Raw genomic sequence first — 25,967 nt, 5'->3', positions numbered from 1 at the left:
ATGAAAAGGGCATAACGTTGCAGTGATGGGTCAAGCGACCATCTGCTCGGCCTTTTTCAGATCGACCGAGACAAGCTGGCTGACGCCCTGTTCCTGCATGGTCACGCCGAACAGACGATCCATCCGCGCCATCGTCACCGCGTGGTGAGTGATGATCAGGAAACGTGTATCGGTCTGGCGGCACATCTCATCCAGCAGGTCGCAGAACCGGGTGACGTTGGCATCGTCAAGCGGCGCGTCGACCTCGTCCAACACACAAATCGGGGCCGGATTGGCGAGGAAGACGCCAAAAATCAAGGCCGTCGCCGTCAGGGTCTGTTCGCCACCCGACAACAGGCTGAGCGTCGACAATTTCTTGCCCGGCGGCTGGCACATGATCTCAAGCCCGGCATCCAGCGGATCGTCGCTTTCGACCATAACCAAATTGGCCTCGCCACCGCCGAAGAGGTGCTTGAACAGCATGGCAAAGTTTGAGTTCACCTGTTCAAACGCGGTCAACAGACGTTCGCGGCCTTCGCGGTTGAGGCTGGCGATACCAGAGCGCAGGGCTTTGATTGCCTCTTCCAAATCCGCCTTTTCGCTGTTCAGTGTGTCAAACTCTTCCTGAACTTCTTTGGCATCTTCTTCAGCGCGCAGGTTCACCGCACCCATCGCATCGCGCTGGCGCTTGTGACGGTTCACTTCGGCCTCAAGCGCGTCGGCGGCAGGCATCTGATCGGGGTTCACGTCCAACTGATTCAGCAACTGGTTCGGGGTCAGCTGCTGATCTTCAGCAATCCGTTCTGCCGTTGCAGTCACGCTTTCCTTGGCGGCATCACAACGTGCTTCTGCCGCCGCGCGGGATTCGCGTGCTTCCGAAGCCTGACGTTCCGCATCCCGTTCGGCCAGCACCACTTCGCGCTGCTGGGTTTCGGCTTCGGCCAACTTATCGGCGGCCTCGGCGCGACGAGCCTCGGCCGTTTCAATCAGCTCGTTCAGCTCCTCGCGGGCTTCGGCGATCTCGCTGGGCGCTGCCATCGCTTCGGACAGCTCTTCTTCCGAACTTTCCTTGCGTTCGGCCAGCTCTGATATCCGTTTTTCCGCCGTTTCCAGACGATGCTTCCACCCGCTGAGGTCTTTTGTAACCTCTTGCGAACGTCGCGTGCGGGCCTCGCCCTCGCGGCGCAATTCATCATGGGACGAGCGATGGGTCAGCATAGTGATCCGCGCAGCCTCGACCGTCTGTTTGATATCTTCGACCTGCGCGCGGGCGGTGTCGAGATCGCCCAGACCGGTCAACGCCCCCTCGGCCTCGCGCAGCTGCGCGCGGGCGGACATGGCGTCCTCTTTGTGGCGATCCACGGCCAGCGACAGTGTCTCAAGCTTGCCTTGCGCCAGATTGCGGTCAGCTTCGGCGCGGCTGAGCGCGCGAGCGGTTTCGGCCATACGCTGATCGGCGGCGCGGCGGGCATCGCGGGCGCGGCGGTCCGCTTCGGTGACATCAGCCAGTTGCTGCGACAACGCCTCATGCGCGGCGCGGGCACCTTCGGCCTGTGCCTCGGTGCGGGTCAGCTCCTGTTTCAGCGCCTCCAGCTTATTGAGCTGCTCCAGCCGCAGGGCAGCGGCGCTTGGTGCATCCTCAGCCCAGGCGCGGAACCCGTCCCACCGCCACAAATCGCCGGACCGGGACACCAGACGCTGCCCCGGCTTCAGCGAAGCCTGCAAACGCGCACCCTGATCCGCATCAACCAGACCAATCTGCGCGATCCGACGGCTCAGGCGATCCGGGCCAGACACATGCAGCGCCAGCGGTTCAACCCCATCCGGCAATGGCTGATCAGCATCATAGCCCGCTACCTGTACCCAACCCGATGGACCGTCGCCTTCGACCAGTGGGGCACGCAGATCATCGGCCAGTGCAGCTCCGAGTGCCTTTTCGTAACCGGGTTCGACGCGTAGCAGGTCAAGTACCTGACCGCCTTCGGCTGTGTCGCGTTCCACCAGCTTTGCCAGCGCTGAGGTTTCGGCACGGATCGCGCCCAGTTCGCCCTCGGCCTCAGACCGTTGTGCGCGGGCCTCAGCCTCACGCGCTTGCGTATCATTGCGCAGTTCATCCGCTGCGGCCAGCGCTTCCTCGGCGGCCTCAGCCGCCTCGCGGGCTTCTTCCTCGCCCTCTTGCGCAGTCTCAAACGCGTCGCTTGCGTTGGTCAAAGCTTCGCGCGCCTCATCCACGGCGCTGCGGGCCTTTTCCTCTTCGGCCTCGGATCGAGTCAACGTCTTGCGGCTGTCTTCAACCAGACGCTGCGCCGATTGGTGACGGGCGACCAAGCGCGCCATATCCTCGGTTTCCTGCGACAGATGATCTTCGCGGTCCTGCAACACTGACGCCGCCTCACGCGCGATTTCGGCAGCCTCGGCCACCTTATCCTCGTGCCCTTCGGCGGCCTTGGCCAATTCGCGCGCTTCCCATTCCAGACGTTCGATCATCTGGCCGGCATCGCGATTCAGGCCGGTTTCGCGTTCTATATCGTTGCCCAATTGCTGAATACGGTTGGTCAGCGTCTCAATGGTCTGGCGGGCGCGGGTTTCCTGATCCGACAGGGCATCACGTTGTACCTGCTGGCGTTGCAGGACGGCGGCGGCGATAGCTTCTTCTTCGCGCAGAGGTGGCAGGGTCTCTTCGATTTCGGCACGTTTGGTGGCGGCCGCGCGGGCTTCGGCCTCGGCCCGCGACGCCTCGGTGATCCGTTCGCGCAGCTTTTCTTCGGCCTGCTGGCGGGCCATGTCTGCCTCTTTCCAGCGACGATAGAGCAACATGCCTTCGGCCTGGCGCAGTTGCTCGCCAATCTCGCGATAGCGCGCGGCCTGACGGGCCTGGCGCGCCAGTTGCGCAAGCTGACCGCCTAGTTGTTCAAGCACATCGTCGACGCGGGTCAGATTGGATTCAGTGCCCTTCAACTTCAATTCGGCTTCGTGCCGACGTTGATAAAGACCCGAGATACCTGCGGCCTCTTCCAGAATGCGGCGGCGGGCGCGGGGTTTAGCGTTGATAAGTTCGGCAATGCGGTTCTGCCCAACAAGCGCAGGTGAATGCGCACCTGTCGAAGCATCGGCAAACAGCATCTGAACATCTCTCGCCCGCACGTCCTTGCCATTGGTTTTATAGGCGCTGCCTACGTCGCGGGTGATGCGACGCACGATCTCAAGCTGATCCGCGTCGTTGAACCCTGACGGTGCCAGCCGTTCCGAGTTGTCCATGGTCAGGACAACTTCGGCAAAGTTACGGGCTGGGCGCGTCGCGGCGCCTGCAAAAATCACATCCTCCATCGCGCCGCCACGCATGGATTTGGGGCGGTTTTCCCCCATCACCCAACGCAGAGCTTCCAGAAGGTTGGACTTGCCGCAGCCATTCGGGCCCACCACACCGGTCAACCCATCCGCAATGATCAGATCGGTCGGATCAACAAAGCTTTTGAAGCCGGTAAGTTTGAGTTTGCTAAAGCGCAAAGGCAATGAGTCCTGTGATTCCTATGTGAAGGAAGTCTGCGCAACGGATGGGGGCTGAGTCAACGAAGTTGCGCAGGATATGGGATATCACCCCGACTTATCCACAATATCTTGCCGAAATGCGCAGGAATACGCGTATCTCAGTACGGCGTACACTCGAACACCTGAAAGCCGTACTCCTTCCCAATATCCTCATAAACACCATAATCGACGCATTCGTAATTCGGTGTCGAGATGGCGGTCAGCAACAGACGTTCCCCCGCCTCGTGGTCACAGCCCAGCACACCAACGGTCACCGCGGCGTCGCCCAGTACATCCAGGATTGGACAGCCCGAAACCTGCGCCATGGCCAGCCCCGCCCGATCTTTGATCGGCCCCAGACGCGGGGCGTATTGGGTGTTGATCCGCACGGCCTCGGCCAGATCCCCGCGCACGCGTACGTCAAAGACACTGCCGTTCACGGCGATGCGGGTTGCAGGGATATCCCGGAAATAAGGGGTGCCGGCCGAACACGCGGCCAGCACCGATAGGAGGAACAGATACCGGATCATACCGCCAGCATTGCCGCAATATGGTTAACAGAACCTTTCCTGCATTTAGGTTCGCAGGACGTCGCCCAACCGGCGGATACCCTCGCGGATTGTTGCCTCATCCGAATTCGAAAAGCTCAGACGGATAGTATTGGCCCCGGTTTCGTCTGGAAAGAACGCCTGGCCGGGAACAAAAGCCACCTTCACCGTCTCAAGCGCTTTGGCCAGCAGGTCAGCCCCGCTGAGGCCCTTGGGTAAGGTCACCCAAATGAACATGCCGCCCTCGGGCTTGGTCCAGTCCACCCCACCGGGCATATGTTCGCGCAATGCGCTGAGCATCGCATCGCGTCGTGCGCCGTAAACGCGGCGCAACATGGGGATGTGCGTATCAAAGCAGGCACGCGCCACTTCATTGATAGCCATTTGGTTGATCGTCGCGGAATGCAAGTCAGCTGCCTGTTTCATCAACACCAGCTGCGAAATTACAGGCTTAGCCGCCACGACCCATCCCACCCGAAGGCCCGGAGACAGGGTTTTCGAGAAGCTGCCACAATAAATCGTCCTGCAGCTTTCGATCGACCCTTTGCGCGCCAATTCCAACGCCAGAACTGGCGGAATTGCTTCCCCATCATAGCGCAGGGCCTGATAGGCGCCGTCTTCGATCACAGCGCAGTTCAATTCGTCCGCCAGATCGAGCAGGGTTTCGCGGCCGCGCAGGTCTACAGTTTCTCCGGTCGGGTTGGCAAAGTCAGGCGACAGATACGCAAATTTAACAGCCCCCTCACCCGCTGCGGCAGCGTATTCAGCCGCCCTGCGGTTGCCGTTGATGCCAAGCCGGTCAAAGCGCGGTTCATAGGCATTGAACGCGGCCAATGCCCCCAGATAGGTGGGCCATCCGACCAGTGCTGTATCACCCGGCGACAGGTACAACTTGCCCAAGTAGTCTAGCGCCTGCTGCGAACCCGACGTGATCAGGATGTTATCAAGCCCGCATTCGATCCCGATCTGGCGCATGTGATCGACTAGCCATTCCCGCAGCGGGACATAGCCCTCGCTGACGGAATATTGCAGCGCCTGATCTTTTAGTTCAGTGCCCAGTGCGTTCTGGAACGCAGCGGCAAAACCCTCTGCCGGAAACAACGCCGGATCCGGAATTCCTCCCGCGAAGGAAATAATGCCCGGCTGGTCCAACAGCTTGAGCAATTCGCGTATCTCGGACGCTTTCATCCGCTTTGTTCGCGTGGCAAACAGGTCTTTGGTCGACATTGATCTCCTCCCCTACCTCGCAGGGCAGACTAAGCGTGATTTATTTAATGTCAATCATTCTGACCTAATATTCCGAACCAACATTCACCTGTTCTTGAACCGGTCAATATTACGTGGTCATATGATTTGACCAATTTCGGAAAAGCCGACATGCCCTTTCAAAAAGTCCAGACTGAAAAGCTGTCCATCGCAGTGGTGAAACAGATCGAATTGCTGATCCTGCGTGGCATCCTGCGCCCAGGCGAGCGGCTTCCGGCGGAACGCGAGTTGGCAGAGCGGCTGGGCGTATCGCGCCCCTCGTTGCGCGAAGCGATCTCGGAATTGCAGGATCAGGGGTTGCTGACCGCCAAGGCCGGGTCCGGTATCTATGTGGCCGAGGTTCTGGGCTCTGCCTTCTCCCCGGCGCTGGTTCGGCTGTTCAGCAGCCACGAAGAAGCGGTGTTCGACTATCTGTCTTTCCGCCGCGATCTAGAAGGGTTGGCGGCCGAGCGTGCCGCACGGCTGGGATCAGACAGCGATTTGAAAGTGGTTCAGGCGATTTTCGACAAGATGCAGGCTGCGCATGCGCGCAACGCCCCTCAGGACGAGGCACAATTGGATGCGCAATTCCACATGGCCATCATCGAGGCCAGCCACAACGTAGTTATGCTGCATATGATGCGGTCGATGTACGACCTGCTGCAACAGGGCGTGTTCTACAATCGTCAGATGATGTTTCAGCAGCGCACAACCCGTGGTGCCATTCTGGACCAGCACCGCGCGATCAACACGGCCCTGCAGGTACGCGACCCCGATGCAGCCCGCGATGCAGTCCAGCAGCATCTGAACTATGTCCAGAGCTGTATGGAAGATCACCAGAAAGCCCTGCGAAACGAAGCCATCGCACAGCAACGGCTGCAGCATGAGACCGGTCAAACCTGAAGAGGCGCGTGAGGTATCAGTGCAACGTCCAACTGTCGCGACTCAAATCCGAACACAAAAAGTTCATAATTTATTACGCAATTTCTGGTGGTTATCTGCTGGATATTGACCTGCAGCTAAACCAATTAAACAGGCAAGTCGCGAACCTTAACCGTCGCTGAAACCCTGGTGTCTGACATGATCCTTTTCAAACCCGGGCAACGCCCAAAAACGAACCCCTGCTTGATCGTTGCCAGCAACGGTCGATCCGGTAGCACGCTCATGTTTGATGCTTTGTGGAAGGCGCAAAAGCAGCGGCGTGTGTGGCCCAAGCCCAAAGCGACCTTTGAAATGGAGCTGGCACAGGCCGAATTGCATCAGGGAAACCTTGTCAAAACACATGATTTTCCCGGCGTGCTGAGAGGTCGTGACAACGTCAAGGTCTTGTTCTGCCATGGCCCGACAAAAGACTCGGCGCTTTCGGTCTATTCCGTGCTTGGTCGCTATGGTCGCGACTGGATCCGTCAGCATTTCGCACATCTTCACGCCAAAGGAACTTTTGAGGATCTATTCAAATATGACGTTCTCAACCAAGCAGAGCAGATGAGGCAATGGGCCACGTTCGAAAACGTACCTGTCCTGTGCCTGAACTATGATGCCATCTGGCGCAGACAGAGCGAAGTTGCCGATTTTCTGGATTTGAACTTTACGCTGCCTGAAAGAACAGAGCGCGCAAAGAAATCCATACCCGATGAGATTCTGGATCAAGCGTCGGCGGTTTACGATCCCATCGACGCTGTACTGAGCGAACTACCGGAACTTTTTGTCGCCTCAGCCAAATATGCGGACATTCTGAACCGGCTGCCAAGTCAACGCTCAGCGGCTTGATCTTTGCATCGTAAGAAAGAAAAACCCGGCTCTGAGGCCGGGTTTTTCAATTTCATCATGTGAAGATCTTAGTGCAGCTTTTCGCCTACATCGGCAATTGCAGCGTCGATCAGCTTGTTCGCCTGCGTCGCCGTCATCTGCTTGGCCAGAACCGCATTTGCCGCCGAAACAGCAACGGTAATCGCCTGATCACGCACCTCTTTAACTGCCGAAGCCTCGGCCGATGCGATCTGATCCTGTGCAGCGGCCAGACGGCGCGCAATGGATTTTTCCAGATCGGCCTTGGCCTGTTCGGCCGCCAGCGCGGCGTCGTCTTTTGCAGCCGCCACAATCGCGTCTGCCTGCGTTTGAACTTCGCGTTGCTTGCGCTCGTACGAGGCCAGCAGGGTGCGGGCTTCTTCGTGCAGGGCACGGGCTTCATCCAACTCGGACTTGATGCCTTCGGCGCGGTTGTCCAGCGCGCCACCGATCATACCCGGCACCTTGAAATAGAACAGGACCGCGATGAAGACGATAAAGCCCAACAGGACCACAAAGTCGGTGTTGCCAAGCGAGAAGAACGGGCCGCTTGCGGCCAGCGCGGGGCTGGCAGCGCCAAAGGTCAGGATAAGGGCAAGAGTGTTCCGCATGTCGCTTATCCTTTCATCTGCGCGTCAACAGCACCGTCAATGGCTTTGGCATCCGCCTCACCGCCCAGTGCAGTAACCAGTTCAGCCGCCGTGTCCTTGGCAACCACTTGAATGCTTTCCAGCGCACCTGCACGGATATCGGCGATCGCCTTTTCCGATTCAGCCGCCTTTGCAGCGATTTCCGCGTCCGCCTTGGCGATCGCGTCATCCAGACCAGCCTGAATTTCGGCGCGTGCTTCGGCAGCGATACGCTGCGCCTCAGAACGGGCATCGGCCAACGCTTTGTTATAGGCTTCTTCGGCCTCGACCGCTTTGGCCTTCAGATCTTCGGCCGCAGCCAGGTCATTTGTAATGGTCCCCTGACGTTCAGCCAGGATTGCCGCGATGCGCGGCAAGGCCACGCGGGACAGGACCAGAAAGATGACGACCAGCGTGATGACCAGCCAGAAAATCTGGTTGGGGAACCAATCAAAGCAGAGCTGCGGCATCCCGATGGCCGAGCCATGGGAGTCTACGCATTTGCCAACTACTTCTTCGGCAATAGGTTCAGTCGCCATGTTGTCCTCCGTCGGAACGTTGTCTTTACAACAGGCGGGCCGCTATGGCTTGGGCCCACCTGCGCGTAAGGATCAGGTTCCGCAGATTATACGGCGAACATCAGCAGCAGCGAGACCAGGAATGCGAAGATCCCCAGGGCTTCTGCGAATGCGATACCGATGAACAGGGTTGCGGTCTGCGAAGCAGCCGCCGAAGGGTTGCGCAGGGCGCCGGCCAGGAAGTTGCCTGCAACGTTGCCCACCCCGATTGCGGCTGCGCCGGAACCGATTGCTGCCAGGCCTGCGCCGATGTGTGCGAGATCGCCTTCCATGATGTTTCTCCTTACGAATTGGAAGTTTCGATGTTGGGGTATCAGACCTTAGTGCGACGGATGCAGCGCATCTTTCAGATAGACACAGGTCAGAATGGTGAAAACGTAGGCCTGGATAAAGGACACAAGGACCTCGAGGCCATACATTGCGGTGATCGCCAGAACAGACACGGGCGAGATCACGGCGATCGCGGCAAAGCCTGCGAACACCTTGATAACCGCGTGGCCCGCCATGACGTTACCGGCAAGACGAATGGAGTGGCTGACAGGGCGTACGAAGTACGAAATCAGCTCGATGATCGCCAGAACCGGACGCAGGGCCAGCGGTGCGCTGGAGACCCAGAACAGACCCAGAAACGCGGCACCGTTCTTGACGAAACCCAGAACAGTCACGGTCAGGAACACGGCCAACGCCAGCGGGATGGTCACGGCGAAATGCGATGTGGTGGTAAAGGACGTCGGGATCATGCCCAGGAAGTTTGCGCAGACGATGAACATGAACAGGGTCATGACATAGGGGAAGTACTTAACGCCTTCCTTGCCGCAGATGTCTTCCAACATCTTGTAGATGAAACCATAGGCCAGTTCAGCCACCGACTGCATCCGGGTCGGAACAATCGCGCGTTTCGAAGTGCTGAGAACCAGCAGAGCAAAGATCGCGGCAATCGCCAGGAACATCCACAGGGTCACGTTGGTGGGCGTGTACCATGCAATTGCACCGTCACCGAAAAGCGGTTTGACGATGAACTGATCCATCGGGTGGAAAACCAGGCTGCTGCCTTCTGCTGCGGTGGTCTCAGTTGCCACGTTCAGTCCCTCTCGTCCTTCTCGGCAGCCGTCGCTGCCGTTTGTTTCTCTTGAACCTCTTTGGCGCTGCGGAGCATTACTTTCACTCCGGCGACGAGGCCCAGCAATGTGAACAGCACCAGAAAGATCGGGATTGTCCCGAGCAGGCTGTCCAGCCCGTATCCGATGCCAAATCCGATCCCCAGACCGGATACCATTTCGATGACCATCCTCCAGGCAAGCTCGCCCCCGGACACGTCAGCATCTGCACGAGGCTTTGGCTGCTTCGCCTTTTTCGCCGCCTCGATCTTCGCCTCCAGCTGCGCCATACGCTGCTTTTGGTCATCATCGGTCACGGGCGTTTCCCTCGCACAGTCTTGGGTAGGGTGCTAAGGGGCAAGGCGCACAGAGTCAACGGCGTTGAGCAACCGAATTGACGCAGTTTAAATGATTGATTTTAAATGTTTTTCACCCAACCTCAGCCAGGGGAAAACCTGCACAAGCGCAGCGACTTCAACCAAAACCCCTGAATCCGCATATTCAACCAAATGGTTGACCAAACTCGAAGGCTGTGGTTGAGCGAAGGCATGTCCAATGATCTCGACACCGTATTCGCAGCTCTCGCCGACCCCACGCGCCGCGCCATTCTGGCGATGCTGCTTGAGGATGATATGGCCGTGACCGATGTGGCAGAACCGTTCGAGATGTCATTGGCCGCAATCTCGAAACATCTGGTGATCCTGACCAAGGCTGGATTGATCAGCCAGGAAAAACGCGGACGGGTGAAATGGTGCAAGCTGGAACCTGACGCCCTGCGCACAGCGTCGGTCTGGATGCAAGGCTTTGGACAGTTCGAGCCCGTCAATCTGGACGCGTTCGAACGGTTTCTGGAAATTGAACTGCCTGCGGCTGACGATCCCTAGATTTAGCGCACGACGAAAACCGAAACCTTGGCGTGATTGGCCAGGTACCCTGCATGGCTTGAAAAGATATAGTCCGTGATCCGCGGGGCGTGAGTTCCTACAACAATCAGGTCAGCACCAATTTCCTCGGCGGCGCGCATCAGGTCACCATCAACCTCAGCTGCAACATCGACCGAGTGAATATTGCGGTATGCGACTTCTGTCCCGCCGCTCTTGGCCAGTTCCTCGGCGAAACCCTGCAATTCTTCGTTGACTGCTGCGTCCGTCTGAACCGGGTCACCGGGTTGAGTTCCGGTCACACTGACTACGGTTATCTTCGCATCCTGCCACTTGGCAACTTCAGCAGCGACATCGGCGGCTTTGCGAACCTCGGGGGGAAGATGCAAGTCAACTGGGAACATAATGTGAGTATACATGACGAATTCCTCCTTGGTCCCAAGCATAAGGTTATTCGCATGTATCGACATTGATCTGCCTCAACGGGCGTGCTGAACCCTGACGGCCACTAACCTTCTTGGCTGTATTGCACACCCGTGATGACACCGAACGGATCAGACATGCACAACCATGGTGCCTGCGCCCCTGCGACCGACAAGGTTGTCACCGACCCTGTCGGCTCGGACCGGGTGGAAATGGCGTTCACGTCCTTGGGGCCAACCCCCGTTTCGGCGGAAACAAGCGCTTCACAACTGCCCTGCAAATCCGTTTCTGAAACCGCATTGCCCGAGGACGTTTGCGTACAGGCCGACAGCCCCACCACCGTGATCAGATAAAGTGCTGGTCTCATTGGTTATTGCCTCTGTTTTGCCTGCGACCAACGCTCGCACAATCTGACGGGAACACAAGCGTCATTCGGGCACGGGCTTGGATGATGCGCGCGGCTGACCCTCGACCTTTAACAAGAGTACAAGCGCCACGACGGTCAGAATTGCACCCACAAACACCAGTAAGCCTGGGGGCTTCTGACCCAATGCAACCTCCCACAGGATCACCCAGCTGGGGGTCAGATAGGTGTAAGCCATCACTTTGGCCGAAGGCAGCCGCAGGGTTGCGAATTGCACCAGCACAAAGCTGGCCGCCGTTGCAAAGATCGAGACATAGAGCAGCCCGACCCAAACAATCAGCGGCAGGTTGGCCCAGTTGGTCGCGCGGATCTCGGCCCAACCATACAACGTCAGCAACACGCAGCCCGCGACCAGAGTACCAAAGGTGAACACCACCGCCGGCTCGCCTCGGTTCAGCTTGCGCACCATGGGCGTGTAGATCGCATGCGCCAAACAGCCCCAGAAATAGATGATCTCACCGCCACCGATCTCGAACGCCATAAAGGCCCGCCAGTCGGCCCGGAATATGACCCAAAGCGCGCCCACTGCGCCAACTGACAGGGCAAAAGCCATTCTTGGCGTGGTGACCTGCCGCAGCAACACCCACCCTGCAACCGCTGACATCACCGGCGTCAGCGTGAACACTGCCGCTGCGCTGACCGGGGGCGCGGTCTTCAATCCATGGAACATCAGCACGAAATAGCTGGCGAACAATCCGCCCAAGACCAGATAACGCCAGGGTGCCTGCGCCGCGCTTCGGGGCAAGTCGGTCGTCAGAAGCGCCGCAACGCCGATCACAACCGATGCGATCAGAAATCGAGCTGCCGTGATCGCTTCGGGCGCGATCTGGTTGGCGATCAGTGACCCCAGCGAAAAACTGCCCGCCACCAGAGCCGAAAAAACCAGCATGGCCAGATGGCCCTGGGCCTGAGGACTCACGCCGACCAACCTTTGGATTGCTCTTTCAGAAAGGTCAGGAAACTCTGAACCTTGGTGGTGCGGTGCAGGTCCACATGGGTCACAAGCCACAGATTCCCGAACCATTCGGGCAGCGGCTCTATCACCTCGATCAGACTGGGGTCGCGGCCCGCCTCCCAACGAGCCATGAAGCCGATCCCAGCCCCGGACATAACCGCCTCGCGGTTGCAGAAATTATTGGTACAGCGAAATATGATGTTTTCGGCCGGTACGGTCTTGCGCAACCAGCGCGAAAACGGAGCGCGGCTGTTTTCATCGTCGGCACCAACGAAGAAATGGTTTCTAAGGTCCTCGACACTCTTGGGCTGACCGTGACGCTCCACATATGCTGTACTGGCATAAAGCCCGACTTCCTGATCGATAAACGGCTGCACCACATTGTCCGGTTGATCAGGGGCCGAACCCGCCCGGATCGCCACATGCGCTTCGCCATATTCCAGACGGAACAGGCGATCACCTGTCAGGTAACGCACGATCAGGCCCGGGTGTAAGCGTTGGAATTCACTAAGTACCGGGACCACCAAAGGCGCCAATGAGGACAGCGAGGTCACGACCAACTCTCCTGAAACATCGTCCCCCCGCCCCTTCATTCGCCCGACCAGTTGGTTGAACTGATCCTCGGTCGCTTGTGCCACACGCAACAGATCATCCCCGGCTTCGGTCGGCGTGTAACCACGCGCATGACGCTGGAACAGTTTGACACCCAGCCGTGCCTCGATCGCGTCGATATGGCGGATCACGGTGGCATGATGCACGCCCAAAACCTCGGCCGCGCCGCTGACGGTCCCCATACGGGCAACCTGATAAGCGGTTCTTACTTCGTCCCAATTGTCCACGGCATTACCTCAGATGTGCAAATTCCAACAGTCAGTGTTGATATATCCGAGTTTTGTTCATTCTCGCAATATCCATATTGGCCGCAGACGAAAATCCTATCAGAAGGACCAAGTGAAATGACCAAGACCATCCTGCATATCGACGCCTCGGCCCGCCGTGAAGGTTCAGCTACCCGCGATCTGTCCAACCGTATCGTCAACCATCTGGGTGCTGCACGCATTATCCGCCGCGATCTGGCGTCCCCCCTGCCCCTGCTGACCGAGGACTGGATCAGCGCCAACTTCACCCCCGGCGATCAGCGCAACGACGCGCAGCGCGAACATCTGGCGCTATCGGATTCACTGGTAGGCGAGCTGCAACAGGCCGACACCATCGTCATCGGTTTACCGATCTATAACTTTTCGGTACCTGCCGCATTCAAAGCCTGGATTGATCTGGTTGCCCGCGTCGGCCTGACATTCTCGTATACTGAGAACGGCCCAGTGGGACTGCTGACAGACAAACGCGTGGTTCTGGCCATCGCCTCGGGCGGCACTGCCGTTGGGTCCGAGATCGATTTTGCTACCAACTATGTGCGTCACGTTCTGGGCTTTATTGGCATCACCAATGTCGACGTGGTCGCCGCCGACAAAATGGCGCTGGACGCCGAGGCCACGCTGAACAACGCCCACAAGGCAGTAACTGAGCTGGCGGCCTGATCGCCTCTGGTCTTTATACGCCGAAACGTCCAGTCTGCCTCCCGAACGGGAATTGGCAGGCTGGGCGTTAGTTATGAAAAAGATCGGAATTCTGGGCGGAGTGGGCTGGGCCTCGACCGTGGATTATTACCGGGCGATTGCACAGGGCGCGGGCCGGTATTTTGCTGACCTCGGTCACGGCTCGCCACTACCCATCCCGCCCATGACCATTGAATCCGTCACACAGGCCAAAACCCGCGCCCTGCGCGGTGTGGCAGGGGATGAGGCCAGCTGGGCCGAATTCGACGCCGTCTTCCGCGAGGCCCTTTTGACGTTGGAACGCGCAGGCTGCGATTTCGGCATCATCGCCTCGAACACGCCACACGCAAGGCTGCACGCGATCCGGCAAGGTGTGGCGATGCCAATTCTGAGCATTTTTGACGCAACCGCCGAAGCCACTGCCTCTGCCGGAGCATCAAGCGCTCTGGTTCTGGGGACGGCGGTGACCATGCAGGCGACTGACTATGCCGATCGGCTGGCCAAAGAGGGCATCACGGCCAACGACCGCCTGCCGGAACCCGAGATTGCCGAGATGCAGGCCATGATCGACAGCGAATTCTACGGCGGCGCGTCGGACACGGCCCGCACACGACTACTGACCTTTTGCAACAAACATGCCACCCCCGGCACCGCCGTCCTCCTGGCCTGCACCGAGTTACCCCTGGCCTTTCCTGATCATCTGGACGATCCCGTTTTCAAGTCCGACGGACACCTATTCATTAACCCGTCCGCAGCGCATGTCGAGGCGGCTTTGAAAGAAGCGCTGGAGGGTTGATCAGGGCAACCAGGTCACTTCACAGCCGATCCGGTCAAAGAACGCCATCAGATCGGCGCGCGTCATTACTACGGTACGGTCGTTCACCAGCGGGTGCATGTTGATCACGTCTGAATTCTGCGCCGCGCTATCCATAAAGAACCGCACTTCGTTCTGAACCCCATTGATCATCGCCAGTGGGCTGACCGCTCCGGGCCGGATACCGAGGTTCTGCATCAGACGATCCGCCGAACCGAAGGACAGATTCCCGACACCCAACTCCGCACCCAGGGCTTTAAGGTCAATCTCGCGGCTCTGTTCCAGCGTCACCAGATAGTTCCGCTTTTTCTTGTCACGCAGGTACAGGTTCTTGAGCCGCAGCGTATTTTCTCCGGGCACCAGAAACTGATCCTCAACCCCTTTCGCATCCTCGACCGTGCGCAGCGGGATATGGCTGTGCAACCGATAGGCCAGCCCCCAATCGCCCAACTGCGTCAGCAGCGCGTCAGAGCTGAGCGGCAATGTATCTTGAAAGGCAGATGATGCGTCCATGGGAACCTCCTATGTAACGCGCTCTTCGCGCAACATGGAACAAGATTCAAGGCACGACAGACCCGCGACACAGTGCTAGCGTGCCGCCATGAAAGTCACGCGCAATACACCGAACCAACTGATCCTGTCCGATACCCCATGGTTCATAGGCATCACACTTGTCTTATTTATTCTAATCTTTGTCGGCCTCGGTCTCTTCTTGATGACCGAGGGGGGCGAGGCCATCCTGTTCGGCCTGATATTCGCCCTCGGCGGCGGAGGGTTAGGATTTGGGGCCTTCTGCGCTTTTGTACGGCGCGTTCAGGTCATTCTGGACCGGGACAAAGACAGCATCGTGATCCGCAGGCATTCGGTTTTTGGCTATGATGCCGTCGAACACATGCTGTCGAACCTGTCCCATGCCGAGATTGAAACAACGATTTCGCGCAGCAACAAGGGCTCATCTACGCTGTATCGCCCCGTACTCATACTGGACAAAGGCATGAGCGCGGGTCGGCACCCCATTGTTGAGGCCTATTCCAGTGGGCGCGGCGCGCATCGGCTGGTGGATGCCGTCAATGAATGGCTTCCGGCACGCAAGGTTGACTCTGTCAGCCAATCGGCCTAAATCGCCGCCAACATCCGGAAGCATCTGATCTTCCGGTCCCTTGAGTCGTTCAGGGATCGCCCCCCACCAGCGAGTTTCGCCCGTGGGGGCAATGTCATTTGGCATTACCCCCACGTCTAATTCAGTGGGAGGGGGCAATTGTGCATTTAACCGGTGTTTCTTATCTAAGAGGCGCCACGAGATAACCGGCTAAGGAGGCCGAAGGCATGTTTGAAAATCTATCCGAACGCCTTTCCGGCGTCTTTGACCGGCTGACCAAGCAGGGCGCCCTGTCCGAGGAAGACGTCAAGACCGCCCTGCGTGAGGTTCGGGTTGCGCTGCTTGAGGCTGACGTCTCGCTGCCGGTTGCCCGTGAATTCGTCAAGAAGGTTCAAAGCCAGGCCACCGGTCAGGCGGTCACCAAGTCGATCACCCCAGGTCAGCAGGTCGTCAAGATCGTGCATGACGCGCTGGTTGATGTACTGCGCGGCGAGGAAGACCCCGGTGCGCTGAAGATCGACAACCCGCCTGCCCCGATCCTAATGGTCGGTCTGCAGGGTTCGGGTAAGACGACCACCACCGGTAAACTCGCCAAACGCCTGAAAGAGAAAGAGGGCAAGAAGGTCCTTATGGCCTCGCTGGACGTCTATCGCCCGGCGGCGATGGATCAGCTGGCCGTTCTGGGCACACAGGTCGGCGTCGATACCCTGCCGATCGTCCCTGGCCAAAAACCGGTCGACATTGCCAAGCGCGCCAAGCAACAGGCGACGCTGGGTGGCTATGACGTCTATATGCTCGACACCGCGGGCCGTCTGCATATCGACGAAGTCCTGATGGACGAGGTCGAGCAGGTGCGCAATGCGGTTGACCCACGCGAAACCCTGCTGGTGGTTGACGGCCTGACCGGTCAGGTCGCCGTTGAGGTGGCCGAAGAGTTCGACGCCAAGGTCGGCATCTCGGGCGTGGTGCTGACCCGTATGGACGGCGACGGACGTGGCGGCGCGGCGCTGTCGATGCGCGCGGTCACCGGCAAACCGATCCGCTTTGTCGGCCTGGGCGAGAAGATGGACGCCCTCGAAACCTTTGAGCCGGACCGGATCGCTGGTCGTATTCTGGGCATGGGCGACATCGTTGCTCTGGTCGAAAAGGCCCAGGAAACGATGGAGATGGAACAGACCGAGCGCATGATGAAGCGCATGGTCAAAGGTCAGTTCAACATGAACGACCTGAAAATGCAGCTGGAGCAGATGATCCAGATGGGTGGCATGCAGGGCATGATGGGCATGATGCCGGGCATGAACAAGATGGCCAAGCAGATGGATCAGGCCGGTCTGGACGACAAAATCCTGCGCCAGCAGATCGCCCTGATACAGTCGATGACCAAGCGCGAACGTGCCAACCCGCAACTGCTGCAGGCCAGCCGCAAGAAACGCATTGCAGCCGGTTCCGGTATGGAGGTCAGCGACCTCAACAAACTGCTCAAGATGCACCGGCAGATGTCGGACATGATGAAAAAGATGGGCAAGATGGGTAAAGGCAAGATGCTGAAACAAGCGATGAAGGGCATGTTCGGCAAAGGTGGCCCGTCGCCCGAAGAAATGGCCGCAGGCATGGACCCCAAGGCGCTGGAACAGGCGGCCAAGGCAATGGGCGGCAAAATGCCCGGCATGCCCGGTATGGGTGGCGGCATGGGTCTGCCTCCGGGTCTCAGCGGGTTCGGAAAGAAAAAGTGACCCCAGCACGCTGCACCCAGCCCCCGTCCGGCAAGGCGGCGATGGCAGCAGCGCAGTATCGCGCGGCCCTGCCGGTCCTTAAGACCCGGCGGCTGGTTCTGCGCGCACCCACTTTGGACGACCTGCCAGTGTGGACGTCGATCTGTAAAGAGAGCTTTGGCGACACCAATCAGGACGCCTGGACCGAGTTCTCCTACTATACCTCCGGCTGGCTGTTGCACGGACATGGTCTGTTCACCGTCACACTGAAAGAGGATGCTCAGGTCATTGGCTTTGTCATTCTGGGTCTCGAATGGGACGATCAGGAGCCCGAGCTTGGTTACCTGTTCCGCGCGGATCACAGACTGCAGGGTTACGCCACCGAGTCGTGCTCAGCTGTTCGCGATTTCGGTTTTGACCTGTTGGGATCTGGGCAATTCGTAAGCTATGTATCGGCTTCAAATGCCCGTTCGAATGCGTTGGCACAGCGCTTGGGTGCTTCGCGGGACGCAGTTGCCGAACGTGCATTTGATGCAGACCAGCATGTCTGGCGCTATGGCGAGGTGCCGGCATGAAACTTGCTCTGGCCATACCGACTCTGGAAACCGAACGTCTGATCCTGCGCGCACCATCTGAAACTGATCTGGACGCGGACGCCGCATTCTTTGCCAGCGATGCTGCGAAGTATGTCGGCGGACCTCTGCGTCGGGATGAAGTGTGGCGGATCATTGCCATGCATTTTGGCCATTGGGCTCTGCGTGGTTATGGATATTGGAGCGTCGACGAAAAAGACACTGGCAACTATGTCGGGCGGATCGGCCTTTGGTTCCCCGAAGGTTGGCCCGAGCCCGAGGTCGGTTGGACCCTGATGAATCATGCGACCGGAAAGGGCTATGCGACCGAGGCCGCTCTGGCCGCGCGCGCCCATGCCTATGACATATTGGGCTGGGACACGGCGATTTCACTGATCGACCCGGAAAACCACGCCAGCAAGGCCGTGGCCAAACGGCTGGGCGCTAAGCTCGACTATCACTACGAACACCCGAAATTCGGCGCGACCGAAATCTGGCGCCACCCTGCCCCCGCCGATCTGGTGAATGGCGGCATGGAGGCCTACGCATGACCCACATCGCTTTGCCCGCAAAGAGGAACGGCCAATGACCAACCCCGTGACACAGGCTGCCGCGCTGTTGAAAGAGCATCGCGAAAGCATCGACCGGCTGGACGCGATCCTTGTCTATACGCTGGGCGAGCGGTTCAAGCACACGCAGGCTGTTGGCAAGCTCAAGGCCGCACACGACCTTCCCCCGTCCGATCCTTCGCGCGAGGCTGCGCAGATCGCACGATTAGAAGACCTGGCGAAAGAGGCCGATCTAGACCCCGACTTCGCCAAGGCTTTCCTGAATTTCATCATTCAGGAAGTCATCCGACACCACAAGAAACACCAGAATTAACCGGAAACGATCCCGGTAAACGCCATCCAAAGGAGATACCACCATGGCAATGAAAATTCGTCTCGCCCGCGGCGGCTCGAAAAAACGTCCTTTCTACCGCATCGTGGCTGCTGACAGCCGCATGCCTCGCGACGGTCGTTTCATCGAGAAACTGGGCACCTACAACCCGCTGCTGCCGAAAGACAGCGAAGAGCGCGTGAAAATGAACATGGAGCGTATCCAGTACTGGCTGGATCAGGGCGCACAGCCCACCGACCGTATCGCGCGCATGCTGGAAGCCGCTGGCACCCGTGACAAAGCCGAGCGTAACAACCCCAACAAGGGGACCCCGGGCAAGAAAGCTCAGGAACGCGCGGAAGAGAAAGCTGCAAAGGCTGCTGAAGCTGCCGAAGCAGCTGCTGCACCGGCTGAAGAAGCAGCAGCAGAAGAATAAGCAGGCGAGCGCGTGCAGGATCAGACTTTCACTGACGATTTCCGCACGCAGTTCGATCTGTTAATGCGGCTCCGGCGCGATGTGCGCCGGTTCCGCACCGATGCGATAGACGAGGCAGTGCTGACGCGCTGCCTCGACGCGTTTCGCTTGGCCCCTTCGGTTGGGCTTAGCGAACCCTGGCGTGTGATCCGCGTCGAAAGCGAAGCCGCGCGTGCCGCGGCGCTTGAAAATTTCCAAACCGCCAACGCGCAGGCGTTGGACGGTTACTCCGGCGAAAAAGCGCAACTTTACAGCCAGTTGAAACTGTCCGGCATGCAAGAAGCCCCGGTACAATTGGCCGTGTTCTGCGATGATGCCACCGATAAGGGGCAAGGTCTGGGTGCCGGAACGATGCCCGAGATGCGGCGCTATTCTGTTGTGTCCGCCGTTACCCTGTTCTGGCTGGCCTTGCGGGCCGAAGGGCTCGGACTGGGTTGGGTGTCGATCCTGGACCCTGACCGGCTGGCCCGTGACTTGAACGTGTCGGACGACTGGCGGCTGATCGGCTATTTCTGCGTCGGGCAGCCGGAAGAGTTTTCCGACACCCCCGAATTGGAACGTGTTGGCTGGGAAAGCCGCCACGACACGCTGCCGATTGAGGTGTGCTAAGAATGTTCGGGCTTATTCGACTTCCCATCCTGCTGATGATCGCATTTATTGTGGGCGTGTTCTTTGAACGCTCGAACCAGCGCGAGGCCTGTGAGGCACGCGGCGATTGGCAGGACGGATTATGTGTGACGGTGGACAAGCCAAATGAGTGATCTGATCTGTGTCGGCAGCATTGCGGGCTCGTACGGGGTGCGCGGCGAAGTGCGCCTGAAAAGCTTTTGCGCGGTCCCCGAGGATATCGAGACCTATTCCCCACTGACGGACGAAAACGGCGGCGAGCGTTACCCCTTGGTTTTGACCCGCCCCATCAAGAACGGGTTCGCCGCCCGATTGGGCGGGATTGAAACCAAAGAACAAGCGGACGCGATCAATGGCCTGCGTCTGTATGCCCGTCGCGATCAGCTACCCTCGTTGCCCGACGACGAATTTTATCATACCGATCTGATCGGGCTTGAGGTTTATGATACAGGCGGCACTCTGCTGGGCCGGGTGAAATCGGTGCAGAACCACGGCGCAGCCGACTTGCTGGAACTGCATGGTCCGGGTCTGAAATCTACGGTCTTGCTGCCTTTTACGCGCGAGGCTGTTCCGACGGTTGATCTGGACAAGGGCCGCATTGTCGCTGATCCGCCCGAAGGGCTGATCTGATGCGGAGGGTTTTGTTGCATCTAGGGCTGCACAAAACCGGCACCACCGCGGCCCAGTCTTTCCTGTATGACAACCGCGAATTGATCTGGCCGCATTTCTCGCTGATCTTGCCCTATCGCACCCGAAACTCGGGCCTATCCCGCGCGGCCACCACACATTCCATATATGGCACCGTGGGTACGTTGTCCGAATTCGGAACCCGGATGCGCGCCTTTCTCGAAACACTGGATTTCGGCACCAGACGCGGATTGATCGTCAGCGAAGAAAACTTTGCCGGATTACGCCCTAGCCGCAACATCGAACAGGGCTATGCAGCCGCACCGGAACTTGCCGCTTGTCTGGTGGACGCGGTCCGGCACCGCTTTGACCAGCAAGAGGTCGAAATCACGATCTACCTGTCCTTGCGCCAGCGCGGCGGCTGGCTGCGCAGCCTCTGGGCGCATGATCTGGAACGCATGCGTCAGGTCCATGACTTCGAAGCCTTCCGGGCAAGCATGGATCATCTGCCATCTTTGCAAGACACGGCAGACCAAATCCGCGAACGGCTGCCTTCAGTCACGGTGAAGACAGGTTGGCTTGAGGAATTGCAACTGCAACGCTTTGGTCCCGGCACCCCGTTCGCCGAATTTCTGAACCTGTCGCGCGACAAGACCAAACGTCTGGTGCCGCCTTCCCGGGTGAACAATCGCCTACCCGAGGACGTTCTGGCGGAATTGCTGGATTTGAATCGCTCGCGTCTGGACGAAGCCGCCTTGATTGCGCAAAAGACGGCGATAATTGAACGCGCAAAAGGCGCTCTGACCGGCACGACATGACAGACAAACCCAGTAAATCCCACGGTCGCAAGGCGATCCGGCCAACCCTGAAACCGCGCGAGCTGTTGACTCCTACGCCTGATCTGCATGGGGTGTGGAAGGCCAAGATCATCACTCTGTTTCCTTCAGCCTTTCCTGGGGTGCTGGGCGAAAGCCTGACCGGAAAGGCATTACAGGAAGGTTTGTGGCAGCTGGAAACCGTTGATCTGCGCCCGTTCGGCATCGGCAAACATCGCAACGTCGACGACACACCTGCGGGTGGTGGTGCAGGCATGGTGCTGCGTGCCGACGTTCTTGGAGAGGCGATCGAACACACGATGGCGGGTGTTCAGGGCAATTGGCCGCTGATCTATCTCAGCCCGCGTGGACGCCGGATGGATCAACGTATGATGCAAAACCTCGCGCGCTGCGACGGCATGACCCTGCTGTGTGGTCGCTTCGAGGGCGTCGATGAGCGGGTGCTGGAACATTATGGCGTCCAAGAGGTCAGCTTGGGCGACTTCGTTATGACCGGTGGTGAGATCGCAGCGCAAGCACTCATCGACGCCACGGTGCGATTGATCCCCGGCGTATTGGGCAATCAAGCCTCGGCCGAGGAAGAAAGCTTTTCGTCTGGTTTGCTGGAGCATCCGCAATACACGCGCCCCGCTGAATGGAAGGGCCGCCCGATCCCCGACATTCTGATGTCCGGCCACCACGGGCGCATTGCCGATTGGCGGCACGAAATGTCAGAACAGATCACCCGCGAACGGCGACCCGATCTGTGGGAGATCTACCGAAAGGAGCGGGACTAGCCCCCCGCCTTCCAGCGCGCCCAGCTTTCGGGGTGGCCGTTGAACGTGTTGATATCCACCTTGCCCTGCACGCCAGGCACCAGCCCGGTGCCGGTATATTGCCAGAACCGCCAGGACGATCTCGGATAAACCTGATGGGGGTGTCCGGCAACGGATCGCAGCCAGAATTCGGTCCCGCGCAGACGTCCTATTTCTGTATCCCCATGAAAATCCACCGTTGTATAGACGATCGGACGGCGTCCATAGTGACGTTCCAAGATATCTAGAAACCGCTTAGCCTCGGCCCGGACGGTGGCACCATCGGGGCGCAACCTGCAGGTTCTGGAATGCGGCGTCCACTCCATATCCAGCACATGCGGCAGGTCAGCCCCTTTTGGCACGTTCTTGATGAACCATCGGGCCTGTTCATGCGCTGGGCGGCAGAAATAATAATAATGATACGCCCCCCACGGCACGCCCGCAGCTTGCGCGCCACGGCGATGGTCTTCGAACAAGGGGTCGGCGACATCTCCACCTTCGGTCGCTTTGATGAACACAAAACTGACGCCTGATGCCTTGGCCTGATGCCAGTCGATCGGCCCCTGCCAGCGTGAGACATCCAGCCCATGCACCGGATAGTGGCCAGGATGCCGCCCATCCCAGTCATGCGGGTCGGCGTCGCCAAAGGCCGGGTAGATGACTGAAGGGGAAGTTGTACTTAGAAAAGCTTTGGCCTCGACCTTTTGAGGCGGAGGTGTGCTGCGACCACAGGACAGGGTCGCAAAGGCCATGACGGCCAGCATCAATGCAATGCGCATGATCGGTTCCTGTTTTTAAATTACTGCTCTTATAATTGCCCCCAGAATGCCTGATCCGCCTGATAACGCAACGGTGCAGTTTGCTTACGGCGAAAACCCACCACCCTTGCGTTGAAAATATGGTGTTTTTATCTTGATCCCTGATCGCAAACCCCGTAAAGCAGCGCAATCCGGTGCCGCGTAACGCGACTCCGGTGTTTTGGTTTGCATCATGGCGCATCGCTTAGCTTTCTTCAGCCACGGCGTGTCAGGGCAGGCCAGACCAAAGGAACATTCGATCTGACCTCTGGCGGGCTGTACGCAGGACCCGGTGAAGACCAAGAGCTCTCAGGCCGTGCTTAACTTCGTGGACCAACCACGAGCAGATAGGAGTAACTGCGATGGACTTGATCGCACAGCTTGAGGCGGAACAGATTGCCGCCCTGGGGAAAGACATCCCCGATTTCAAAGCCGGTGACACCATCCGTGTCGGCTTTAAAGTGACCGAAGGGTCGCGCACCCGTGTGCAGAACTACGAAGGCGTCTGCATCGCGCGCAAAGGTGGCGACGGCATCGCCGGATCGTTCACCGTCCGCAAAATCTCGTTTGGCGAAGGTGTGGAGCGTGTGTTCCCACTGCATTCGACCAACATCGACAGCATCACCGTTGTCCGCCGTGGCCGCGTCCGTCGCGCCAAACTGTACTATCTGCGCACCCGTCGCGGTAAATCCGCACGTATCGCAGAAGTCACAAACTACAAGCCCAAAGCTGGCGCCGAGGCGTAAGGAGCGGAAAGATGAAAAAAGACATCCATCCCGATTACCACTTCATCAACGTCAAAATGACCGATGGCACCGTGGTTCAGATGAAATCCACCTGGGGCAGCGAAGGCGACCAGCTGGCATTGGAAATCGACCCCTCCTCGCACCCCGCGTGGACCGGTGGCTCGTCGCGCCTGATGGACGCCGGCGGCCGCGTGTCGAAGTTCAAGAAGAAATACGAAGGTCTGGGCTTCTAATCCCACCCCGTTTCGAATGCGAAAGGCCGTCCCGAGGGGCGGCCTTTTTCTTTTTGGGACAGGCATGTGAGACGATACAAAGGGCCTGCCAGAAAGGAAGCCCCTGAAGGCACCCTCGCCGATCTCACGCGTCACACGCAGTGATCGCCGCACAATGCTGAAAAGGTGCTACACTTGGCACCAAGAACCGCCCTGATACGACGGAGACCCTGAAATGCCCAAGTACAATGATATGTTCGAACTTTCGGTGCAGGATATGGATCTGATCGAAACAGCCTTGCGCGGCTTGGCTGCCTCCCGTTCGCTGGCAACACCAGATGAAACGGATGATGGGAAAGTGGTTCGCGAAAACACCCTGCGCCGCGTCCATGATCTTCTTGGCAAGCTGCACGATCAGAAGGTTTTCTATCGACCCAAAGATGGGGTGTACCTTGGAGGTTAAACCCATTTGATCCAGACCGGTCGACGTCTTTTTCCGCTAATGCATTTACCTGGGTGCGCGCGTCAGTTCTGCCGCACTGTGCAACGGTGGCACCGGCCCGCGCAGCAGCACCAAGGCCAGTACCATGCCGACAAGCGCGGCAATCGCGGCGACCACCATGGCGCTGTCAAAGGCATTGTCCAGCAATTCGCGCAAAGCTCTGGCCAAGACCGAACTGGTCGATGGATCCATCCCCGCGATCAATTGCTGGATCTGGCTGGGCGTGCCGTGGGTCAGCGCATGTGCCAGATCCTCGCGCTGGGTTGAACCGGCGGGCAACGCAGCGATCACCTCGGACAGACCGCGACGAATGGTGATAGATTCGGCCAGACCGCCGACCACCGCTCCAAGGGTGGCTCCGAAATAGAGGCAGGCGTTGATCACGCCTGACCCCTGGCCAACATGTACTTCGGGTAGAAGACGCAGGCCGAGGCGCGGCAGCAAGGAAAAACAGATGCCCATACCGACGCCAACAATCAAAAGCTTCCACCAAATCTCGGCATATTGCGTGGAATTGTTGGTTGTCATCAGCAACAGGAACCCGCAGGCCATCGCCCCTAGGCCAATTGTAACGGGCCACCGGAAACTGTAAGGCGCCAGAAAGCGGGGCGCGGTCACCGAGATGACGAACATGCTGAGGCTGAGCGGCATGATCGCTAACCCTGCCCCAATTGAGCTGTATCCGAAGGCGTCCGGCGACTGCACGAAGGTGTTGAAATAAACAAAAAAGCAGAACAACGTGAAGCCCGTAACAAACATGCCCGCCGCAGCCATAAAGTAACGCGGATGGCGAAAGTATCGCAGTTCGACCAGCGGATCTGCGCTGCGGCGTGAGACAATCACCAGTACGACGGTCGCCATTGCCGCGATGGCCAACGGCACCAACGTAAGCGGCGTGGCCCATCCACCGCTTTCCCCATTGCTGAGCGCAAAGGAAAGTGGCCCGAGGAACAACAGGATGGCAACTGCACCCGGATAGTCGAACTTCGCACCGGCAAGGCGGGTGTCGGGTATGTATTTCCGTCTGCTGACGAGCAGTCCAATGGCGAAAGCCACCGCCAGCAGCACCAGGTCGGCCGCAAAAACCGCTCGCCAACTGACATAGTGGCCAAAGGCCCCGCCGACGATAGGCCCGACACCGATGGCCAGACCAACGATCGCGCCCCAGGCCCCGGTGACACTGGCGCGTTGTTCTTCGGGCGTAGCGGCGGTCAACAAAGACAACGAAGTGCCGAACAGCGCTGCTGCCCCTGCCCCCTGCGCACCACGACCAATCAGCAGCATCACCCCATCCTGAGCAAACAGCGCCAAGGCCGACCCGATCGCAAAGACGATCATACCAAAGAAAAAAACGCCCATCTTGCCGGTAATGTCGCCCAGACGGCTGACGATGGTAACAAGTGTCGCACTGGCCACGGAATAAGTTGCCATCACCCATTGCAGCCCGGACGGGGTCAGGTCGAATTCGGCCTTCAAGTTGGGCAGGATGGTTGTCACGGCGGTGGTATTAAACCCCACGACCATCATACAGATCGCCGTCATCGCCAGCACCACGCGGGCACGAGCCTGCGGGGTGACTTCTTCCGAGGTCTTGTCAGTCATCAACGCCCCTTAAATTGTAGGTCTTTAATCCAATTTATCAGC

The 25,967-nt window shown here is 58.7% G+C and carries 34 protein-coding genes; 19 read left to right on the top strand and 15 right to left on the bottom strand.

The features are described from left to right. Positions 1-30: 30 nt before the first annotated feature. From ACR0AJ_RS13870 to ACR0AJ_RS13860, 3 genes are all read right to left on the bottom strand, one after another. On the bottom strand, positions 31-3,486 hold the full coding sequence (locus ACR0AJ_RS13870; protein ID WP_170359992.1) for a chromosome segregation SMC family protein: 3,456 nt from the start codon (positions 3,484-3,486) through the stop codon (positions 31-33). A 140-nt stretch (positions 3,487-3,626) separates the two neighbouring features. Next, positions 3,627-4,037 carry a hypothetical protein gene (locus ACR0AJ_RS13865; protein WP_170398626.1) on the bottom strand — a complete coding sequence of 137 codons (411 nt, stop codon included), beginning with the start codon at positions 4,035-4,037 and terminating at the stop codon, positions 3,627-3,629. Between the two features lie 45 nt (positions 4,038-4,082). Beyond that, the gene (locus ACR0AJ_RS13860; protein WP_480741116.1) at positions 4,083-5,282 is read right to left on the bottom strand and encodes an aminotransferase-like domain-containing protein; all 1,200 of its coding nucleotides are present in this window, start codon (positions 5,280-5,282) and stop codon (positions 4,083-4,085) included. Positions 5,283-5,432: 150 nt separating this feature from the next. Between ACR0AJ_RS13860 and ACR0AJ_RS13855 the strand changes: the two genes are divergently transcribed. Both ACR0AJ_RS13855 and ACR0AJ_RS13850 read left to right on the top strand, forming a co-directional pair. Next, a complete protein-coding gene (locus tag ACR0AJ_RS13855; RefSeq protein ID WP_170377475.1) occupies positions 5,433-6,203 on the top strand; it encodes a FadR/GntR family transcriptional regulator in 771 nt (256 codons plus the stop codon). A 261-nt stretch (positions 6,204-6,464) separates the two neighbouring features. Then, a complete protein-coding gene (locus ACR0AJ_RS13850) occupies positions 6,465-7,070 on the top strand; it encodes a hypothetical protein (protein WP_170411382.1) in 606 nt (201 codons plus the stop codon). A 68-nt stretch (positions 7,071-7,138) separates the two neighbouring features. On the opposite strand, the gene ACR0AJ_RS13845 is transcribed toward ACR0AJ_RS13850, so the two are convergent. From ACR0AJ_RS13845 to ACR0AJ_RS13825, 5 genes are all read right to left on the bottom strand, one after another. Then, on the bottom strand, positions 7,139-7,699 hold the full coding sequence (locus ACR0AJ_RS13845) for a F0F1 ATP synthase subunit B (RefSeq protein ID WP_170350339.1): 561 nt from the start codon (positions 7,697-7,699) through the stop codon (positions 7,139-7,141). A gap of 5 nt (positions 7,700-7,704) precedes the next feature. After that, positions 7,705-8,256, bottom strand: a complete 552-nt coding sequence (locus tag ACR0AJ_RS13840) for a F0F1 ATP synthase subunit B' (RefSeq protein ID WP_170350338.1) — start codon at positions 8,254-8,256, stop codon at positions 7,705-7,707. A gap of 86 nt (positions 8,257-8,342) precedes the next feature. After that, complete coding sequence (locus ACR0AJ_RS13835) at positions 8,343-8,567, bottom strand: F0F1 ATP synthase subunit C (protein WP_005981269.1); 225 nt, start codon at positions 8,565-8,567, stop codon at positions 8,343-8,345. A 48-nt stretch (positions 8,568-8,615) separates the two neighbouring features. Continuing rightward, positions 8,616-9,374: a F0F1 ATP synthase subunit A gene (locus tag ACR0AJ_RS13830; RefSeq protein ID WP_170350337.1), complete on the bottom strand. Its 759-nt coding sequence runs from the start codon at positions 9,372-9,374 to the stop codon at positions 8,616-8,618. Between the two features lie 2 nt (positions 9,375-9,376). After that, on the bottom strand, positions 9,377-9,709 hold the full coding sequence (locus tag ACR0AJ_RS13825; protein ID WP_170350336.1) for an AtpZ/AtpI family protein: 333 nt from the start codon (positions 9,707-9,709) through the stop codon (positions 9,377-9,379). A 231-nt stretch (positions 9,710-9,940) separates the two neighbouring features. Between ACR0AJ_RS13825 and ACR0AJ_RS13820 the strand changes: the two genes are divergently transcribed. Next, on the top strand, positions 9,941-10,276 hold the full coding sequence (locus ACR0AJ_RS13820) for an ArsR/SmtB family transcription factor (RefSeq protein ID WP_170350335.1): 336 nt from the start codon (positions 9,941-9,943) through the stop codon (positions 10,274-10,276). Positions 10,277-10,278: 2 nt separating this feature from the next. Here the strand turns inward: ACR0AJ_RS13820 and ACR0AJ_RS13815 are convergent, their stop codons facing one another. The 4 genes from ACR0AJ_RS13815 to ACR0AJ_RS13800 form a co-directional block, all read right to left on the bottom strand. After that, complete coding sequence (locus tag ACR0AJ_RS13815) at positions 10,279-10,692, bottom strand: universal stress protein (protein WP_170377467.1); 414 nt, start codon at positions 10,690-10,692, stop codon at positions 10,279-10,281. A gap of 89 nt (positions 10,693-10,781) precedes the next feature. Then, a complete protein-coding gene (locus tag ACR0AJ_RS13810; RefSeq protein WP_170359979.1) occupies positions 10,782-11,063 on the bottom strand; it encodes a hypothetical protein in 282 nt (93 codons plus the stop codon). A 61-nt stretch (positions 11,064-11,124) separates the two neighbouring features. Next, positions 11,125-12,039 (bottom strand): DMT family transporter, encoded by a 915-nt coding sequence (locus ACR0AJ_RS13805; RefSeq protein ID WP_480741112.1) that lies wholly within the window; start codon positions 12,037-12,039, stop codon positions 11,125-11,127. Continuing rightward, on the bottom strand, positions 12,036-12,914 hold the full coding sequence (locus ACR0AJ_RS13800; protein ID WP_480647974.1) for a LysR family transcriptional regulator: 879 nt from the start codon (positions 12,912-12,914) through the stop codon (positions 12,036-12,038). Before ACR0AJ_RS13800 ends, ACR0AJ_RS13805 begins: the two co-directional genes overlap by 4 nt. 117 nt (positions 12,915-13,031) lie before the next feature. On the opposite strand from ACR0AJ_RS13800, the gene ACR0AJ_RS13795 reads away from it, so the two are divergent. Both ACR0AJ_RS13795 and ACR0AJ_RS13790 read left to right on the top strand, forming a co-directional pair. Next, complete coding sequence (locus ACR0AJ_RS13795) at positions 13,032-13,613, top strand: FMN-dependent NADH-azoreductase (RefSeq protein ID WP_170550833.1); 582 nt, start codon at positions 13,032-13,034, stop codon at positions 13,611-13,613. A 73-nt stretch (positions 13,614-13,686) separates the two neighbouring features. After that, complete coding sequence (locus ACR0AJ_RS13790; protein ID WP_170377459.1) at positions 13,687-14,427, top strand: aspartate/glutamate racemase family protein; 741 nt, start codon at positions 13,687-13,689, stop codon at positions 14,425-14,427. On the opposite strand, the gene ACR0AJ_RS13785 is transcribed toward ACR0AJ_RS13790, so the two are convergent. Next, positions 14,428-14,958 carry a prolyl-tRNA synthetase associated domain-containing protein gene (locus ACR0AJ_RS13785; RefSeq protein WP_170350329.1) on the bottom strand — a complete coding sequence of 177 codons (531 nt, stop codon included), beginning with the start codon at positions 14,956-14,958 and terminating at the stop codon, positions 14,428-14,430. An 88-nt stretch (positions 14,959-15,046) separates the two neighbouring features. On the opposite strand from ACR0AJ_RS13785, the gene ACR0AJ_RS13780 reads away from it, so the two are divergent. The 11 genes from ACR0AJ_RS13780 (at position 15,047) to trmD (ending at position 22,048) form a co-directional block, all read left to right on the top strand. Then, positions 15,047-15,565 (top strand): hypothetical protein, encoded by a 519-nt coding sequence (locus ACR0AJ_RS13780; RefSeq protein WP_480647970.1) that lies wholly within the window; start codon positions 15,047-15,049, stop codon positions 15,563-15,565. 206 nt (positions 15,566-15,771) lie between these two features. Then, complete coding sequence (gene ffh / locus ACR0AJ_RS13775; protein WP_170350327.1) at positions 15,772-17,277, top strand: signal recognition particle protein; 1,506 nt, start codon at positions 15,772-15,774, stop codon at positions 17,275-17,277. Beyond that, positions 17,274-17,831 (top strand): GNAT family N-acetyltransferase, encoded by a 558-nt coding sequence (locus ACR0AJ_RS13770; protein WP_480741110.1) that lies wholly within the window; start codon positions 17,274-17,276, stop codon positions 17,829-17,831. Before ffh ends, ACR0AJ_RS13770 begins: the two co-directional genes overlap by 4 nt. Beyond that, positions 17,828-18,379, top strand: a complete 552-nt coding sequence (locus ACR0AJ_RS13765) for a GNAT family N-acetyltransferase (protein ID WP_170350325.1) — start codon at positions 17,828-17,830, stop codon at positions 18,377-18,379. Before ACR0AJ_RS13770 ends, ACR0AJ_RS13765 begins: the two co-directional genes overlap by 4 nt. A 34-nt stretch (positions 18,380-18,413) precedes the next feature. Then, positions 18,414-18,710, top strand: a complete 297-nt coding sequence (locus ACR0AJ_RS13760; RefSeq protein ID WP_170350324.1) for a chorismate mutase — start codon at positions 18,414-18,416, stop codon at positions 18,708-18,710. Between the two features lie 43 nt (positions 18,711-18,753). Beyond that, a complete protein-coding gene (gene rpsP / locus ACR0AJ_RS13755; protein ID WP_170350323.1) occupies positions 18,754-19,143 on the top strand; it encodes a 30S ribosomal protein S16 in 390 nt (129 codons plus the stop codon). Positions 19,144-19,155: 12 nt separating this feature from the next. Beyond that, a complete protein-coding gene (gene bluB, locus ACR0AJ_RS13750) occupies positions 19,156-19,791 on the top strand; it encodes a 5,6-dimethylbenzimidazole synthase (RefSeq protein ID WP_170350322.1) in 636 nt (211 codons plus the stop codon). A 2-nt stretch (positions 19,792-19,793) separates the two neighbouring features. Beyond that, on the top strand, positions 19,794-19,943 hold the full coding sequence (locus ACR0AJ_RS13745; RefSeq protein ID WP_165590802.1) for a hypothetical protein: 150 nt from the start codon (positions 19,794-19,796) through the stop codon (positions 19,941-19,943). Beyond that, positions 19,936-20,439, top strand: coding sequence for a ribosome maturation factor RimM (rimM, locus tag ACR0AJ_RS13740; protein WP_170350321.1), 504 nt, complete (start codon positions 19,936-19,938; stop codon positions 20,437-20,439). The genes ACR0AJ_RS13745 and rimM overlap by 8 nt, the downstream gene beginning before the upstream one ends. Beyond that, complete coding sequence (locus tag ACR0AJ_RS13735) at positions 20,439-21,254, top strand: hypothetical protein (RefSeq protein ID WP_170350320.1); 816 nt, start codon at positions 20,439-20,441, stop codon at positions 21,252-21,254. Before rimM ends, ACR0AJ_RS13735 begins: the two co-directional genes overlap by 1 nt. Further along, positions 21,251-22,048 carry a tRNA (guanosine(37)-N1)-methyltransferase TrmD gene (trmD, locus tag ACR0AJ_RS13730; RefSeq protein WP_170350319.1) on the top strand — a complete coding sequence of 266 codons (798 nt, stop codon included), beginning with the start codon at positions 21,251-21,253 and terminating at the stop codon, positions 22,046-22,048. The genes ACR0AJ_RS13735 and trmD overlap by 4 nt, the downstream gene beginning before the upstream one ends. Here the strand turns inward: trmD and ACR0AJ_RS13725 are convergent. Continuing rightward, positions 22,045-22,845, bottom strand: coding sequence for a glycoside hydrolase family 25 protein (locus ACR0AJ_RS13725; protein WP_170350318.1), 801 nt, complete (start codon positions 22,843-22,845; stop codon positions 22,045-22,047). The genes trmD and ACR0AJ_RS13725 overlap by 4 nt on opposite strands. A 380-nt stretch (positions 22,846-23,225) precedes the next feature. Between ACR0AJ_RS13725 and rplS the strand changes: the two genes are divergently transcribed. The 3 genes from rplS to ACR0AJ_RS13710 all read left to right on the top strand — a co-directional run bounded on the left by rplS (position 23,226) and on the right by ACR0AJ_RS13710 (position 24,284). Then, positions 23,226-23,609: a 50S ribosomal protein L19 gene (rplS, locus tag ACR0AJ_RS13720; RefSeq protein ID WP_170350317.1), complete on the top strand. Its 384-nt coding sequence runs from the start codon at positions 23,226-23,228 to the stop codon at positions 23,607-23,609. Positions 23,610-23,620: 11 nt separating this feature from the next. Beyond that, entirely contained in the window at positions 23,621-23,842 is a 222-nt protein-coding gene (rpmE, locus tag ACR0AJ_RS13715; RefSeq protein ID WP_170350316.1) for a 50S ribosomal protein L31, read from the top strand. Between the two features lie 214 nt (positions 23,843-24,056). Beyond that, complete coding sequence (locus tag ACR0AJ_RS13710; RefSeq protein ID WP_170350315.1) at positions 24,057-24,284, top strand: hypothetical protein; 228 nt, start codon at positions 24,057-24,059, stop codon at positions 24,282-24,284. A gap of 45 nt (positions 24,285-24,329) precedes the next feature. Here ACR0AJ_RS13710 and ACR0AJ_RS13705 read toward each other — a convergent pair whose 3' ends face one another. Beyond that, positions 24,330-25,925, bottom strand: coding sequence for an MFS transporter (locus tag ACR0AJ_RS13705; RefSeq protein ID WP_170350314.1), 1,596 nt, complete (start codon positions 25,923-25,925; stop codon positions 24,330-24,332). Positions 25,926-25,967 lie beyond the last annotated feature (42 nt).

The organism is Ruegeria sp. CJ9, assembly GCF_056536625.1.
Note: the sequence above shows the minus strand (reverse complement) of the source record. Positions and strands in the feature narration are given on the sequence as shown.